Source organism: Nocardia pseudobrasiliensis NBRC 108224 (assembly GCF_001613105.1).
Taxonomy (GTDB): Bacteria; Actinomycetota; Actinomycetes; order Mycobacteriales; family Mycobacteriaceae; genus Nocardia; species Nocardia pseudobrasiliensis.
This window is the reverse complement of the sequence record NZ_BDBS01000005.1, coordinates 151,867-167,194: the sequence shown is the minus strand read 5'-3', so window position 1 is coordinate 167,194 and position 15,328 is coordinate 151,867. Positions and strand designations below refer to the sequence as shown.

17 protein-coding genes are annotated in these 15,328 nt (G+C 67.8%); 13 read left to right on the top strand and 4 right to left on the bottom strand.

Translation table 11 applies throughout. The annotated features are described in order from the left end of the window. Window positions 1-43: 43 nt before the first annotated feature. Window positions 44-799, bottom strand: a complete 756-nt coding sequence (cobF, locus tag NP4_RS07640) for a precorrin-6A synthase (deacetylating) (RefSeq protein WP_067994114.1) — start codon at window positions 797-799, stop codon at window positions 44-46. Between the two features lie 20 nt (window positions 800-819). On the opposite strand from cobF, the gene NP4_RS07635 reads away from it, so the two are divergent. From NP4_RS07635 to NP4_RS07605, 7 genes are all read left to right on the top strand, one after another. Next, entirely contained in the window at window positions 820-1,620 is an 801-nt protein-coding gene (locus NP4_RS07635) for a thymidylate synthase (RefSeq protein ID WP_067994111.1), read from the top strand. Beyond that, the gene (locus tag NP4_RS07630) at window positions 1,617-2,096 is read left to right on the top strand and encodes a dihydrofolate reductase (RefSeq protein ID WP_067994107.1); all 480 of its coding nucleotides are present in this window, start codon (window positions 1,617-1,619) and stop codon (window positions 2,094-2,096) included. The genes NP4_RS07635 and NP4_RS07630 overlap by 4 nt, the downstream gene beginning before the upstream one ends. 119 nt (window positions 2,097-2,215) lie before the next feature. After that, window positions 2,216-2,542, top strand: coding sequence for a cupin domain-containing protein (locus NP4_RS07625; protein ID WP_062509271.1), 327 nt, complete (start codon window positions 2,216-2,218; stop codon window positions 2,540-2,542). Between the two features lie 69 nt (window positions 2,543-2,611). Further along, window positions 2,612-3,625 carry a Dyp-type peroxidase gene (locus NP4_RS07620; RefSeq protein WP_067994104.1) on the top strand — a complete coding sequence of 338 codons (1,014 nt, stop codon included), beginning with the start codon at window positions 2,612-2,614 and terminating at the stop codon, window positions 3,623-3,625. Then, window positions 3,622-4,422: a family 1 encapsulin nanocompartment shell protein gene (locus tag NP4_RS07615; RefSeq protein WP_067994101.1), complete on the top strand. Its 801-nt coding sequence runs from the start codon at window positions 3,622-3,624 to the stop codon at window positions 4,420-4,422. Before NP4_RS07620 ends, NP4_RS07615 begins: the two co-directional genes overlap by 4 nt. A 64-nt stretch (window positions 4,423-4,486) precedes the next feature. Beyond that, entirely contained in the window at window positions 4,487-5,017 is a 531-nt protein-coding gene (locus NP4_RS07610) for a hypothetical protein (protein ID WP_067994806.1), read from the top strand. A gap of 15 nt (window positions 5,018-5,032) precedes the next feature. Beyond that, on the top strand, window positions 5,033-5,431 hold the full coding sequence (locus NP4_RS07605; RefSeq protein WP_067994099.1) for an NUDIX hydrolase: 399 nt from the start codon (window positions 5,033-5,035) through the stop codon (window positions 5,429-5,431). A gap of 6 nt (window positions 5,432-5,437) precedes the next feature. Here the strand turns inward: NP4_RS07605 and NP4_RS07600 are convergent, their stop codons facing one another. Next, a complete protein-coding gene (locus tag NP4_RS07600; protein WP_114755624.1) occupies window positions 5,438-6,094 on the bottom strand; it encodes a TetR/AcrR family transcriptional regulator in 657 nt (218 codons plus the stop codon). A 199-nt stretch (window positions 6,095-6,293) separates the two neighbouring features. On the opposite strand from NP4_RS07600, the gene NP4_RS07595 reads away from it, so the two are divergent. From NP4_RS07595 to atzF, 5 genes are read left to right on the top strand one after another with little or no spacing between them, the layout of a single operon-like run. Beyond that, entirely contained in the window at window positions 6,294-7,799 is a 1,506-nt protein-coding gene (locus NP4_RS07595) for an amino acid permease (RefSeq protein WP_067994094.1), read from the top strand. 20 nt (window positions 7,800-7,819) lie between these two features. Beyond that, on the top strand, window positions 7,820-8,572 hold the full coding sequence (locus NP4_RS07590) for a DUF1989 domain-containing protein (RefSeq protein WP_067994092.1): 753 nt from the start codon (window positions 7,820-7,822) through the stop codon (window positions 8,570-8,572). Continuing rightward, window positions 8,569-9,171: an urea amidolyase associated protein UAAP2 gene (locus NP4_RS07585; RefSeq protein WP_067994089.1), complete on the top strand. Its 603-nt coding sequence runs from the start codon at window positions 8,569-8,571 to the stop codon at window positions 9,169-9,171. The genes NP4_RS07590 and NP4_RS07585 overlap by 4 nt, the downstream gene beginning before the upstream one ends. After that, window positions 9,168-11,153, top strand: coding sequence for a 5-oxoprolinase/urea amidolyase family protein (locus tag NP4_RS07580; protein ID WP_067994087.1), 1,986 nt, complete (start codon window positions 9,168-9,170; stop codon window positions 11,151-11,153). Before NP4_RS07585 ends, NP4_RS07580 begins: the two co-directional genes overlap by 4 nt. Then, window positions 11,150-12,760: an allophanate hydrolase gene (atzF, locus tag NP4_RS07575; RefSeq protein ID WP_067994084.1), complete on the top strand. Its 1,611-nt coding sequence runs from the start codon at window positions 11,150-11,152 to the stop codon at window positions 12,758-12,760. Before NP4_RS07580 ends, atzF begins: the two co-directional genes overlap by 4 nt. 1 nt (window position 12,761) lies before the next feature. On the opposite strand, the gene NP4_RS07570 is transcribed toward atzF, so the two are convergent. After that, window positions 12,762-13,916 (bottom strand): epoxide hydrolase family protein, encoded by a 1,155-nt coding sequence (locus NP4_RS07570; protein ID WP_067994803.1) that lies wholly within the window; start codon window positions 13,914-13,916, stop codon window positions 12,762-12,764. Window positions 13,917-13,979: 63 nt separating this feature from the next. Between NP4_RS07570 and NP4_RS07565 the strand changes: the two genes are divergently transcribed. Beyond that, the gene (locus NP4_RS07565; protein WP_067994801.1) at window positions 13,980-14,930 is read left to right on the top strand and encodes a helix-turn-helix transcriptional regulator; all 951 of its coding nucleotides are present in this window, start codon (window positions 13,980-13,982) and stop codon (window positions 14,928-14,930) included. Here NP4_RS07565 and NP4_RS07560 read toward each other — a convergent pair. Next, window positions 14,927-15,328 carry a RidA family protein gene (locus NP4_RS07560; RefSeq protein ID WP_067994081.1) on the bottom strand — a complete coding sequence of 134 codons (402 nt, stop codon included), beginning with the start codon at window positions 15,326-15,328 and terminating at the stop codon, window positions 14,927-14,929. The genes NP4_RS07565 and NP4_RS07560 overlap by 4 nt on opposite strands.

The following is a 15,328-nucleotide window of genomic DNA, read 5'->3' as shown; positions in this document are numbered from 1 at the left end:
TACAGAAGGTAGTAAATAGCGCCGACCCGGCGATGTAAAGACTCTACCGACGCGATCGCAGCAGATAGATGTCCATGATCCACCCCTTGCGCTCACGAAGTTCGTTGCGACGCCGCACGATTCGCTCCTCCACCTGCCGAAGCGGCCCCTCGATCAGAACCTCGTCCGGCATACCGAGATACGCCGCCCACCAGATATGCAGATCATTCCCGGGCACCTGGGTGAACGAACATTCCCCGTCGAGCATCACCAGCGTCGATTGCCCTGCGGCGACGCCCTCTTCGCGCACCCGGCGACCGGTGGTGATGTGTACCGGCTCGCCGATCTCGTGCAGGACGATGCGATGCCGTGCCGCCAGCGCCTGCGCACTGGTGATACCGGGCACCACCTCGTAGTCGAAGGACACCGCGCCCCGGGCCAGCACCCGCTCCACCATGCGCAGCGTGCTGTCGTACAGCGACGGATCGCCCCACACCAGAATCGCGCCCACGCCCTCGGTCCGAGCGAAGGCCGCCTCCAGCAGTTCGGCCCGGCGCTCGTGCCAGTCCTCGACCACATCGCGATAGTCCGGCGTCGTGGCCACGGTTCGCTCGCGCGGCGGATCGGCGATCGTCACGATCTGGTGGGGCTGCGTGGCATGCGCGGTGAGAATGGCCGAGCGCACATCGACCAGTTCTCGCTTGCTCTCGCCCTTGCCGATGACGAAGAACACCTCGGCCTGCCCCAGCGCCGCGACGGCCCGCAATGTCACCTGGTCGGGGTCGCCCGCCCCGATTCCGATCACGAACAGCTTTCGCACGATGCGTAAGCTTGCCAGTCATGGGCATCGATACCCAGTACGAGGACCTGCTGCGACACGTACTCGAGCACGGCACGGCCAAATCGGACCGCACCGGCACCGGCACCCGCAGCGTCTTCGGCCACCAACTCCGCTACGACCTGTCGGCCGGCTTTCCGTTGATCACCACCAAGCGGGTGCATCTGAAGTCGATCGTCTACGAGTTGCTGTGGTTTCTGCGCGGCGATTCGAATGTGCGCTGGCTGCGGGAACACGGCGTCTCGATCTGGGACGAGTGGGCCGACGCCGACGGTGAACTGGGTCCGGTCTACGGGGTGCAGTGGCGCTCCTGGCCGACTCCGGACGGCACCCATATAGATCAGCTGGCACAGGTCCTGCACACGCTGCGCACCGATCCCGATTCCCGCCGCATGCTCGTGTCCGCCTGGAATGTCGCGGAATTGGACAAGATGGCGCTCGCGCCCTGTCACGCGTTCTTCCAGTTCTACGTCGCCGACGGCCGCCTGTCGTGTCAGCTGTATCAGCGCAGCGCCGATCTGTTCCTGGGCGTGCCGTTCAATATCGCGAGCTACGCCCTGCTCACGCATATGGTCGCCCAGCAGGCCGAGCTACTGCCCGGCGACTTCATCTGGACCGGCGGCGACTGCCACATCTATGACAACCACCTCGACCAGGTGACCGAACAGCTCGGCCGCGAGCCGTATCCGTTCCCGCGGCTGCGGCTGCATCCGGCGACCACGCTGTTCGACTATCGCTACGAGGATGTGGAAATCCTGAACTACCAGCATCATCCGGCGATCAAGGCGCCGGTGGCGGTGTGATCGGGCTCATTTGGGCGCAGACCACGCGCGGGGTCATCGGCGTCGACAACGCCATTCCGTGGCGGGTGCCCGAGGATATGGCCCATCTCAAGGAGATCACCCGGGGACATCCGGTCGTGATGGGTCGGCGCACTTGGGATTCGCTGCCCCCGCGATTTCGCCCGCTGCCGGATCGGCGCAATATCGTCGTCACCAGGCAGCCGGACTGGACGGCCGCGGGCGCGGAGCGAGCCGGTTCGGTGAAGGAGGCCCTGCGCCTGCTCGACGGCGAGACCGTATGGGTGCTCGGCGGCGGTGAAATCTACCGGGCGGCAATGGATTACGCGACTGATCTGGAGGTCACCGAGATCGACGCGGATATCGACGGCGACACCTACGCACCCGAGATCGGACCGGACTGGCGCGTCGACACCGATAGCGGCTGGCGCGAATCCTCGAGCGGGCTGCGCTATCGCTTCCTGCACTACCTGCGCTGAGACCGACGCGAAACCGCAACGGTGAAACCGCCGGAGCCACGGGTATTCGTCCGGCATACTCACGACTATCAGGCCCGCAGCCCCGGGCCCGCTATCGGCTGATCCGTGAAAGGTTGTCCATGGACAAGAAATCGCTGACCGCGGTCGCTCGACAGCAACTCAAGCTGGCCGCGGCGGCCACGAGCGGACGCAGTTCCCAGACCCTCTGCGGCGGACACACCCACAGCCTGCGCCAGACCGTGATCGCACTGACCGCGGGCCAGAGCCTGGCCGAACACGAGAATCCGGGCGAGGCCACCCTGCAGGTCCTCAGCGGCACATTGACCCTGATCGCGGGGGCGAAAGAGTGGAAGGGCTCGCCGGGAGACCTGCTGGTGATTCCGGACGCGCGGCACAGCGTCAAGGCCCTCGACGACGTGGCGTTCCTGCTGACCGTCGCGAAGTAGCGGTCGATCGAGCAGCCACCCGGCAACCAAATCGCCGCCCTGTCGGCGCGGCCCCGTAGGCTGTTGATCATGAGTGAGCCGCAGCCGGTTCTCGATCCGCTCACGCGGGCCGCGATCTTCCTGGTCGCGACCATCGACGCGGGGGGCGAGCCGGTAGTTCGTGATCTGCTGGAAGATCTGCAGGGCCTGCGCCGCTCGATCGGCTTCCGGCTGCCCGGTACCGATCTGGGCGTCATCGCGGGTATCGGCGCCGCGGCGTGGGACCGGCTTTTCACCGGTCCGAGACCAGCTGAGCTGCACGAGTTTCCGGGCTACGACGGCCCCCGCCATCGGGCCCCCGCCACACCCGGCGATCTGCTGTTCCACATCCGCGCCGAATCCCAGGACGCCTGCTTCGAATTGGCGATGACCATCGCGGCGCGGCTGCGCGGGGCGGCCACCGTCATCGATGAGACGGTCGGCTTCCGCTATTTCGAGCAGCGCGATCTGCTCGGATTCGTCGACGGCACCGAGAATCCGGAGGGCCGGGCCGCGGCGGCGGCCACGCTCATCGGCGACGAGGACCCCGAATTCACCGGTGGCAGTTATGTGATCGTGCAGAAGTACCTGCACGATCTGGACGCCTGGAACGCGCTGTCGGTCGCCGAGCAGGAGCGCGTCATCGGCCGCACCAAACTCGACGATTTCGAACTGTCCGACGAGGACAAGCCCGCCGACTCGCATGTCGCGGTGAATACGCTGATCGACCCCGACGGAACCGAACGTCAGATCATGCGCGCCAATATGCCGTTCGGCAGCGTGCGCGAGGGCGAATTCGGCACCTACTACGTCGCCTACGCCGCCACCCCGAGCGTCACCGAACGCATGCTGGTGCGCATGTTCCTCGGCAGCGCCGAGGCCGCCTACGACCGCATCCTGGATTTCTCCACAGCCGTCACCGGCACGCTGTTCTTCGTGCCGGCCCTGGATTTCTTCGACGATATGCCGGACCCGCCCGCGGCGGCGACCCCGGAACAACCCACTGCCGCGTCCACGGGGGACGGCTCTCTCGGTATCGGCACGCTGAAAAGGAGCAAAGCATGAACAATCTGCATCGCGAACTGGCGCCGATCACCTCCGAAGCCTGGTCGGCGATCGAGGAGGAGGCGTCGCGGACGTTCAAGCGGCATATCGCCGGACGCCGTGTCGTGGATCTGTCGGGTCCGCACGGCACCGACTACTCGGCCGTCGGGCTGGGCCGCACCGCGCCGATCGACGCACCCGACAAGGGTGTGCAGGCGCGGCAACGACTCGTCGCCCCGCTGGTGGAACTGCGGGTGCCGTTCACCCTCTCGCGCACGGAACTGGACAATGTCGAGCGCGGCGCGCAGGACGCCGACCTCGATCCGGTCAAGGACGCCGCGCGCAAGATCGCCTATGCCGAGGACCGCGCGATCTTCGAGGGCTATCCGGCCGCCAATATCACCGGGATCCGGTCGGCCTCGTCGAATCAGGCAATCGTCCTGCCCGGCGATCCGCGCCTGGTGCCCGAGGCCGTGGCCCAGGCGCTCAGCGCGCTGCGGCTGGCCGGTGTGGACGGGCCGTATTCGGTGCTGCTCAGCGCCGACCTCTACACCCAGGTCAGCGAGACCTCCGATCACGGCCATCCGATCCGCACCCATATCGAGCGGTTGATTCCCGAGGGCGAGATCATCTGGGCGCCCGCGATCGACGGCGCGTTCGTACTCACCACGCGCGGCGGCGACTTCGATCTGCAACTGGGACAGGATCTGTCGATCGGCTATCTGTCACACGACGCGGAGACGGTCCAGCTGTATTTCCAGCAGAGCCTGACCTTCCTGGTGTACACCGCCGAGGCGGCGGTCGCGCTGCGCTCGTAAATCGAGCGGAACTCCAACCCGAACTCCCGGTACGGTGGTGACGCGCGGTAGCCAGGAGGTCGGTATGCGAATGGTGCGGGCGGGCGTGGTGTCCGGACGGCGAGCGGTGTTCTACGGTTCGCTTGCGGTGCTGACGATCACGATCGTCAGTGTCGCCTTCGTCGCCGCGTTCGGCGTGAACCGCGTCGTCACCGGACTGTTCGCGGGGCTGGTCGCGGGCATCACGCTGCTGGTGGCGCTGTTCGGCCGCGATGTGGTGCTGCTGACCGAGCGCGCCATCTACTGCCGCACCCCGTGGGCCGAGACGAGTATCGACTGGACCCGCGTGGTCGCCGCGCGGTTCGCCCTCGACGAGCGCGCCCGCTGGTCGCTGGCCCTGGATCTGGCGGGTGGCGACGAACCGCACGGCGAGCTGATCCTGCTCAGCATCCCGCCGGTGATCCGCCCGATCTCCAACGCCTACGAGCATCGCAAACGCGAACAGGTCCTCCAGATCCGAACGATGCTGCGCCACAAACAGATTCCGGTGACCATCCTGCCGACCATCGCCCAGGCGCTGCACGAGCACTGGAAGCTCGCGCCCCCGGTGCACTGACCGAAAAGGAATCCGATGATCCACACGGCCACGCTGGCGTATGTCCGCGATCGGCGGCTGCTGCAGGCCAGGTCGGCCCACAAGGACGTCTTCTATATGGCGGGCGGCAAGATCGATCCGGGCGAGACACCGGTCGAGGCGCTGTATCGCGAGGTGCGCGAGGAGCTCGGCGTGGAGGTCGCGGCCCATCACGAATTCGGCGTATTCCAGTGCCAGGCCTTCGGCGAGGCCCCCGGCGTGCAGCTGCACATGACCTGCTTCACCGCCGATCTCACCGGCGATCCGCGCCCCACCAGCGAGGTGGCCGAGCTGCGCTATTTCACCGGCGGCGAATACGAGACCATGCCGCACGTCGCCCCCGGCTCGATGCTGGTCTTCCGCCGTCTGCGCGAACTCGATCTGATCGACTGGTAGACCTCGTCAGCCGCCGAGCCCGCGCAGCAGATCCTCGGCGGCTGCCCTGATCTCGGCCGGATCATCGGATCGGCCGAGCATGGACAGGACGGCCTCGGGAATCAGATGCTCGGCGTATGCCGGGGCCGCACCCTCGTCGGAACGCATATTGATGACGGATTCGACCAATCGAAACGGCAGCGCCCTCGCATTCGGCGCGACTTTCCCGTCGAGCACCGCCGCCGCGAACTGTTCGTAATACTCCCGCAATTCGTCTCGGCGACCGCGGAATTCGGCGAACCGCTCCGAGCGCAGCTCCGGCAACAGGTACAGCGCGCCGAGATTCCAACGCGCGGAACATAATTGGCCGACGTCGAAACGGACCAGGGCGTACAATCGGACCACCGCGGGGGCCGGATCGTCCCGCAATCGGCGGGCCAATTCCAGGGGGCCGGTGATGGTTTCATCGAGCAACGCGTCGAGGATGTCGTCCTTGGCGGCGAAGTGGTGATACAGCGAGGCCTGCCGAATACCGACCGCGTCGGCGATACCGCGGGTCGAGGTACGCGCATAACCCCTGGTGGTGAACAGCTCGGCGGCGGCGTCCAGGATTTCCGCGCGCGGCGTCCGGCCCTGCCTGCGCCGCGGTTCGAGACGGGGGCGACCGGGTCCGGATTGCGTCACGGCACCCATTCTGAACCATGCCGCTATCGCGACCGTCGCGACCTGGTCGGAGAGTTTTCTGTCACACGACAGAAATCACGGAAACACAGAAGTTACCCCCATCGCCGGGCCCGATACACGGGCGTCACCATCGGTCACCCTGGCCTTGGAAAACTTTCGAGCGATAGATATTGGCCACGACGCTGAAGGATTCCCGCCCATGGCCGCCACCCTCACCCTGCCCGAACTCCCCGACGGCGCCGATCTGGAACGTTTCGGCTATCGACCGGTGCTGCAACGCAAGCTCGGTCGCTACGCCTCGTTCGCGGCGGGCTTCTCCTTCGTCTCCATTCTCACCACGATCTTCCAATTCTTCGGCTTCGGTTACGGTTTCGGCGGCGGCGGGTTCTTCTGGACCTGGCCGGTCGTATTCGCCGGACAGTTCCTGGTGGCCCTGAATTTCGCGGAATTGGCCGCGCGCTACCCGATTTCGGGCTGTATCTACCAGTGGTCGCGGCGGTTGGCCGGGGAGCTGGTGGGCTGGTTCGCCGGGTGGATGATGATCATCGCGCAGATCGTGACGGCCGCCGCCGCGGCGATCGCGCTGCAGGTGGTGCTGCCCTCGATCTGGAGCGGCTTCCAGCTCATCGGCGAGGACGCCGCGCTCACCTCGAAATCCGGTGCGGCGAACGCGGTCGTACTGGGCAGCGTGCTGCTGGTGCTGACGACCGTGGTCAACGCGCTCGGCATCGGACTGATGGCGCGGATCAATACGATCGGCGTGACGGTCGAGATCATCGGCGTCTCGGCCACGGTGGCCCTGTTCTTCACCCATACCGATCGCGGGCCGGATGTGGTGTTCGCTACCAGTACCGCGGCGCCCGGCCCGTATTGGGCGGCGTTCCTGGTATCGGGTCTCATGGCGGCCTATGTGATGGTCGGATTCGACTCCGCCGGTGAGCTTTCCGAGGAGACGCACAATCCGCGCAGGGTCGCACCGCGCACCATTCTGACCGCGCTGACCGTCTCCGGACTGGGCGGCGGGCTCATGCTGCTCGGCGCGCTCATGGCCGCGCCCGCCCTCGACGACGGCCGCCTGGCGACCGAGGGTTTGGCCTATGTGATCTCGGCGAAGCTGAACAGCCCGGCGGGCAAGGTGCTGTTGATCTGCGTCGCCATCGCGATCACCGTGTGCACCTTGGCCATTCAGACCGCCGGATCGCGCCTGATGTTCTCGATGGCCCGCGACGGGAGGCTGCCCTTCGCGCGGCGGCTGGCCGCGGTGCATCCGCGCTTCGGGACGCCGGTGCTGCCCGCGGCGGTGATCGGTGTGCTGGGCATCGCGCTGCTGGTGGTCAATCTCGGCAACGCGGCCATCTTCGCAACCCTCGCCAGCGTCTGCATCGTGACGCTCTATCTGGCCTATCTGCTGGTGACGGTGCCGCTGCTGGTGTGGCGGATCAAGGGCCGCCCCGGACAGCAGACCGCCACCACCGGAAAGCATTTCGATCTGGGCCGGTGGGGCATCCCGGTGAATGCCGCGGCGGTCGCGTGGGGAGTCGCCATGGCGGTGAACCTGGCGTGGCCCCGCGCGGAGGTCTACACGCCCAATGGCGGCGGCTGGTGGATGCTCTGGGCCGCACCGCTTTTCATGGCCATCACGGTGGCCGTCGGAGTACTGGTGCATCGGCTGGTCTCGATGCGATCGGCCGCGGCCCAACTCTGACGATTCGGAAAGGACGGGATATGCCAAGTACCGCATCCACATTCGGAGCCCGCGATCATGCGCGCTCACAGGCGGCGGACGCCGCGATCGCCGAACCCACCCTGCCGCAGGGATTGAGCGCGACGGAGGTGCTCGTCGCACGACGCATCCCCTCCGGCGGCTATGCGAATATCGTGCTCGGCCGGGGCACTCGGCTGCGCCTGTCCGATCCCGCGGGCGCGGCGTGTGCGCACCTGCTGCTGCTTCGGGCCGAATCCCCCTGGGAGCGGCTGAATGTCGCGGATACCGTAAAGGTGCCCTGGCAGGCGTACCTCGGCACCGGTCATCCGCTGCTGTCGGATCAGGGCCGCGTCCTGGCCACGATCGTGGCCGACACCTCCACCCGCCACGACGCCCTGTGCGGGCCGGGCCCCGCGGCTCGGCAGGCCCTGCGGCTGGCCGGGGCGAAACACGGGCTGACTCCCCGGGACATCGGTCCGAGCGTGAGCCTGTTCCGCGGTGTGCGGGTCGAGTCGAACGGGACGCTCACCCCGACCGGCGGCGCGGGCTCGGGCGCGGCGGTCGAATTGCTGATCCACCTGCCGGTGATCGTACTGGTGGCCAATGCCGAACATCCGCTCGATCCGACCGCCCCGACCGATCTCGACGTCGTCGCCTGGTCCGCACCCAGCGACCTCACCCGGCCGCACAGCGCCGACCCGGAATATCAACGGGCCGTGGAGAATACGGAGCAGGCGTGGCGTGCCGCCCATCCGGAGGGAGAGTCGGTATGAGTACCGTCCTCGACGAAACCGTCCCCGCCCGCTCACCCTGGTCGGCGATCGTCCGGGCCGGACAGCGGCTCGAGATCATCGATCTGCACGGCAATCAGGCCGTGGACTGTCTGCTCTACGCCGCCGCCGATCACGGCGACCGCTACAGCGCGCAGGCCACGGTCACCGCGCAGCGCAATATCTTCCTGACCACCGGCAGCGTGCTCTACACCGAGAACGGCACCGCGCTCATGACGGTCGTCGCCGACGAGGTGGGCAACCACGACACCGTCGCCGGGGCCTGCTCACAGGAGTCGAATACGCTGCGCTACGGCCACCACACCCGCCACCAGCACGCCTGCGTGGAGAACTTCCTGGCCGAGGGCCTGAAATGGGGTCTGGGCAAACGGGATCTGGTGTCGAATATCAACTGGTTCATGAATGTTCCGGTCGAGGCGGACGGAACCCTCGGAATCGTCGACGGCCGTTCGGCCCCGGGGAAGAAGGTCACCCTGCGCGCCGAGATCGACACCCTGGTGCTGATCTCCAACTGCCCACAGATCAACAATCCCTGCAACGGTTTCGATCCCACCCCGGTGCGCATGGTGGTCACCCGATGACTTCGTCCGCGGGCCACCTCGAGGTCCTGCGTCCCGGCATGCTGACCACCGTCCAGGATTGGCCCGGGCGGATCGGCTACTGGCACGTCGGGGTGCCGCCGTCGGGGCCGATGGACGATCTGTCGTTCCGATTGGGCAACCGGGTCCTCGGAAATGCCGAGGGCGTGGCGGGATTGGAGTGCACGCTCGGCGGTCCGGCGCTGCGCTTCTCGGCCGCGGCCTGGGTCTGCGTGACCGGCGCACCGGCCGCCGTCGGGGTGGACGGACACCCCGCGCCGCAGTGGCGCGCGATCCGGGTCGCCGCGGGCTCGGTCTTGGATGTCGGCCCGGTCACCGGGCCCGGTATGCGGTGCTATGTCCTGATCGCCGGGGGTATCGAGGCTCCCGAATATCTCGGCAGCACAGCGACTTTCACGCTCGGCAAATTCGGCGGGGCGACCGGCGCACCGCTGCGCGCCCAGGATCGGCTCACCCTCGGCGGCGACCACGGTTATGTCACCCCGGGCGTACCCGCCGACCTGCGTCCGGTCCTGTCGAATCGCTGGCAGCTCGCCGTCACCGAGGGTCCGCACGGCGCACCGGAATTCCTCACCCGCGAGGACTTCGACACCATTCTCGCCACCGATTACGAGGTCCACTTCAATTCCGATCGCACCGGCGTGCGGCTGATCGGCCCGAAACCGCGATGGGCCCGCACCGACGGCGGCGAGGCCGGACTGCATCCCTCCAATATCCACGACACCGCCTACTCCGTCGGCGCACTGGACTTCACCGGCGACACCCCGATCCTGCTCGGACCCGATGGACCCAGCCTGGGCGGATTCGTCTGTCCGGTGACCGTGGTGGCCGCCGACCGCTGGAAACTCGGACAACTCGCACCCGGCGACAAGGTTCGCTTCGTACCCGTCCGCGCCGATCGGGCCGCCTCGCCGCGCGAGACCGGTCCCGCCCGTCGCGCCCAGTGGCCGTTCGTACTGTCCGGCGGCGGCGACGGCGACGACGGTGTACTGACCCGCGGCGAGGCCGACGACACCACCGCCGTGACCTATCGTCGCGCCGGGGACGACGGCCTGCTCATCGAATACGGCGATATGACACTGGATCTCGGGTTGCGCGCCCGGGTCCACGCCCTGCACCAGCACCTGCTGGAACGCCGCGAGCCCGGTATCACCGAGCTCACGCCCGGCGTCCGCTCGCTGCAGGTCCGCATCGATCCGGATCGACTCTCGACGACGAAACTGCTGCGGCTGCTGAGCGAGGCGGAATCGGTGCTGCCGCCGGGCGAGGAGCTCGTGGTGCCCAGTCGCACCGTCCATCTGCCGCTGTCGTGGGACGATCCGGCCACGCGCGAGGCGATCACCCGCTATATGCACGGTGTGCGGGCCGATGCGCCGTGGTGCCCGTGGAATATCGAATTCATCCGGCGGATGAACGGTTTGGCGGATGTGGGCGCGGTCTTCGACACCGTATTCGCCGCCGAATATCTGGTGCTCGGCCTCGGCGACGTCTACCTGGGCGCACCCGTGGCGACCCCGATCGACCCGCGGCATCGACTGGTCACCACCAAATACAATCCCGCCCGTACCTGGACGCCGGAGAACGCGGTCGGCATCGGCGGGGCCTATCTGTGCGTATACGGTATGGAGGGGCCGGGCGGTTATCAGTTCGTCGGGCGCACCACGCAGGTGTGGCGGCACGGCTCTGATAACGAAAATCCCTGGCTGCTGGACTATTTCGATCGCATTCGCTGGTATCCGGTCTCGGCGGAGGAACTGCTGGATCTGCGGGCCGACTTCGCCGCGGGCGATATACGGCTGCGCGTCGAGGACGGCGAGTTCCGCCTCGCCGACCATCGCCGCTTCCTGACCGACAACGCCGCGTCGATCGCCGACTTCCGCACCCGCCAGCGGGCGGCCTTCACCGCCGAGCGCAATTCCTGGCACGCCGCGGGCGAACTCACCGAGACGAGGGGACGCGCATGAGCGTGTGGATCCACCGGCGCGACCAGAGCGCGATCGCGACCGAAACAGCCTCGGCGCGTGGGCCTCTCGCGGGTCTGCGACTGGCGGTCAAGGACAATGTCGATGTGGCCGGGTTGCCCACCACCGCGGCCTGTCCCGCGTATGCCTACACCCCCGAGCGGGACGCGGCGTCCGTGGCGGCCCTGCGCGCGGCCGGTGCGGTGGTCCTCGGCAAGACAAATCTCGATCAGTTCGCCACCGGACTGGTCGGCACCCGGTCGCCGTACGGCGCGGTATCCGATGTCCGGCGGCCCGAATACGTCTCCGGCGGTTCGAGTTCCGGCTCCGCGGCGGCGGTCGCGCGCGGCGAGGCCGATATCGCGATCGGCACCGATACGGCCGGATCCGGCCGGGTGCCCGCCGCGTTCGCGGGCATTGTCGGCATCAAACCGACCGTCGGCGTGGTCGACACGGCCGGAGTCGTTCCCGCCTGCCGATCCTATGACTGCGTCACCATCCTGGCCGCCGATCTCGCACTCGCCGATCGCGCCATGCGCGCACTGGCCGCGGGCGCACCGGGGCGATTGTGGCCGAGCGATACCAGACTCGCGGCCCCACCGGAACCCGTTGTGGCCGTGTTCGATTCGCTTCCAGACCTGGATCAGGACTGGGTTCCGGCCTACGAGCGCACGGTGGACGCCCTGCGCGAACGCGGCGTCCGGATCGTGCCCGTGGACCCCGAACCGTTCCTGGCGGCCGCCCGCCTGCTCTACGCCGGCGCGCTGGTGGCCGAAAGATACTCGGCCGTAGGACAATTCGTCGACGCTCACCCCGGTGAGGTCGATCCGACCGTGGCGTCCATCATCTCGGCGGCCCGCGACCTGCCCGCGCATCGGCTGGTCTCCGATCTGGCGGAGCTGCAACGCCTGCGCGAGATCGCCATGGCGAGTATGGCCGACGCCGACGCGCTGCTCACTCCCACCGTGCCGACACAGCCGACGCTCGCGGCCGTGGCGGACGATCCGATCGGGGTCAACTCCCGGCTGGGGACCTACACCAACTTCTGCAATCTGTTCGATCTGTGCGCGGTGGCCGTTCCGGCGGGGAGTGCGGGCGAGGCGCAATTCGGCGTCACCGTGTACGCGCGAGCCTTCGACGATGCGGTCGCGCTGGATATCGCGGCCCTGATCAGCGGTGCGACCCTCGCCGAGGCATGGCCCGCCGGCATCGCCGCCACCTGCGAACTGGTCGTATTCGGCGCACATCTGCGCGGCCAACCCCTGGCACATCAGCTCACCGACCTCGGCGCCCGCTGGGCGGGCGAGGTGCGCACCGCACCGCACTATCGGCTCGCCGCGCTGGACACCACCCCGCCCAAACCCGCGGTAACCCGTTGTCCCGCGGGCGAATTCGGCGTCTCCATCGCGGGCGAGCGCTGGCTGCTCTCCCCCGCGGCGCTCGGCCGGTTCCTCGCCGGGCTGCCCGCGCCGATGCAACTCGGCCGCGTCGAACTCGACAATGGCAGCTGGACAACGGCTTTCGGATGTGAGGGCGCGGCCGCCGCGGCGGGGAAGGATATCGGCGAGTACGGCGGCTGGCGCGCCGCACTCGCCGCGGGCGCGGTCTGAATCAGCGCAGTGTGCGGAAGAACTCCCGCATATCCGCCATTAGCAGTTCCGGCTCCTCCAGCGCGGCGAAATGCCCGCCGCGGTCGACATCCACCCAGCGGGTGATGTTGTTTCCGGTCTCGCAGTAGCGCCGAATGCAGACATCGTGCGCGAAGGCGATGACGCCGGTGGGCACGCCGGAGCTTTCCAGCGGCGGCGCGTTCCAGTCCTGCGGCTGCACATAACCGACATACGCCGCCGAGCCCGCGGTGCCGGTCAGCCAGTAGATCATCGCATTGGTCAGCAGCCGATCGCGATCGATGATCTTGTCGGGCACGATATTTCGGGGATGGGTCCACTCGCGGAACTTGTCCATGATCCAGGCCAGTTGCCCCACGGGCGAATCCACCAGCCCGTACGCCAGGGCCTGCGGCCGGGTGGACTGAATGGCAACGTAGCCGAACTCCTCCCGCATGAAGCCCTCGATGCGGCGGAGCCGATCGCGTTCGAGATCGGTCAGTTCGGCCAGCTCCTCCTCCGGAATCTGCCTGGGCGGCAGATTGGTTCCGCCGTTGACGTGCACACCGACCACCCGATCCGGCGCATGGCGCGCGACCGCCGGACTGACCGCGCCGCCGATATCACCGCCCTGCACGCCGTAACGGTCATAGCCGAGCCGTTCCATGAGTCGCGCCCAGATCCGGCCGACGCGATCCCTGGTCCACCCGGAATCGTTGACGGGACCGGAGAATCCGAAGCCCGGCAGCGACGGAATCACCAGGTGAAAGGCGTCGGCCGGATCTCCCCCGTGCGCCCGCGGATCGGTCAGCGGCGCGATGAGATCGAGGAATTCGACGATCGACCCGGGCCAGCCGTGAGTGAGCACCAGCGGCAGCGCATCCGGTTCGGCCGAGCGGATATGCAGGAAGTGAATGCGCTGGCCCTCGATCTCGGTGGTGAACTGCGGGAAGGAATTCAGCTCCGCCTCCGCGGCCCGCCAGTCGTATCCGGTGCGCCAATATTCGACCAGTTCCCGCAGCCAGTGCGTGGGCACCCCGGTGTCCCAGTCGTCGCCGGGCAGCGGCGCGGGCCAGTGCGCGCCGTCGAGCCGGGCCCGCAGATCGTCGAGTTGTTTCTGGGGGATGTCGATCCGGAAGGGGGTGATCGCTTCGCTCATGAACATCACAGTAGGAAGGGCCTAGGACAGCTTCCGCCCTAGCTATCCGGCAGAATGAAAAACATGTTGGAGACATCGGCGCGGCTGCTCGAACTGCTGTCCCTACTGCAGACGCCCCGCGATTGGCGCGGCGCCGAACTGGCCGAACGGCTGGGCGTCGATGTGCGCACCGTGCGTCGCGATATCGAAAAGCTGCGCACCCTGGGCTATCCCGTGCACGCGGTGGCCGGGGCGGCGGGATATCGACTGGGCGCGGGCACGAAACTGCCGCCGCTGCTGCTGGGCGACGATGAGGCGGTCGCCGTCGCGGTCGGACTGCGCACCGCGGCGGGCGGCACCATCGCGGGCATAGAGGAGAGTTCGCTGCGGGCGCTGGCCAAATTGGAGCAGGTGCTGCCGACGCGGCTGCGACATCGGGTCACCGCGCTACAGGCGGCCACGGTCACCATGGCGGCGGGCACCCCGGCCGTGGATCCGGAGGTGCTCACCACGATCGCCGCCGCGATCCGCGATCACGAACAACTGCGCTTCGACTACCGCACCCACGACGGGTCCGAGATCCGCCGGGCCGCGCAACCGCATCGGCTCGTGCACACCGGGCGGCACTGGTATCTGCTCGGCTGGGATGTCGAGCGAAACGATTGGCGCACATATCGAGTCGACCGGCTGCGACCGCGCATCCCCAACGGTCCCCGTTTCACCCCGCGCGAGGCCCCCGAACTCGGCGAGACGGGCCTGGTCTCGCACGGGGTCAGCACCGCGCCCTATCGCTATCGGGCCCGGATCACCCTCGAGGTGTCCGCGGCCGAGGCGGCGGATCGGATTCCGCCGACCGTCGGTGTGCTCGAGGCCATCGACGACCATCGCTGCCTGCTGCACACCGGCGCGGATTCACTCGACGCATTGGCGCTCTACACCGGGCTTTTCGGCTTTCCCTATCGCGTGCACGAACCCCCGGAGCTGATCGAACACCTCCGGGAGCTGACGCGGCGGATGAGCGCGGCGATCGACTAGTCCGCGGGAATCGCGGCCACGGCCTCGATCTCGACGAGCGCACCGGGCACCGCCAGCGCGGAGACGAAAAAGCCGGAGATGGCGGGCGGATTCTCGCGCTCGCCCCAGACTTCCTGGAATGCGGCGAATCCGTCCAGCAGCGGCTCGCCCTCCTTGATGAAGATCGACCACTTCACGATGTGTTCCAGATCGGCCCCGGCCGCACTCAGGCAGCTGCGCACATTCGCCAGCGCCTGGCGGGCTTGGCTTTTCAGATCCGGACCGACGAGGCGACCGCTCCCGTCGACGCCGTTCTGGCCGCCGATGTAGAGGATGTCGGCGCCCGCGGGCACGCGGACCGCCTGACTGTAGGCCGGATTGGTGGGCAGATCGCCCGGGTTGATGTAGGTGACGCTCAT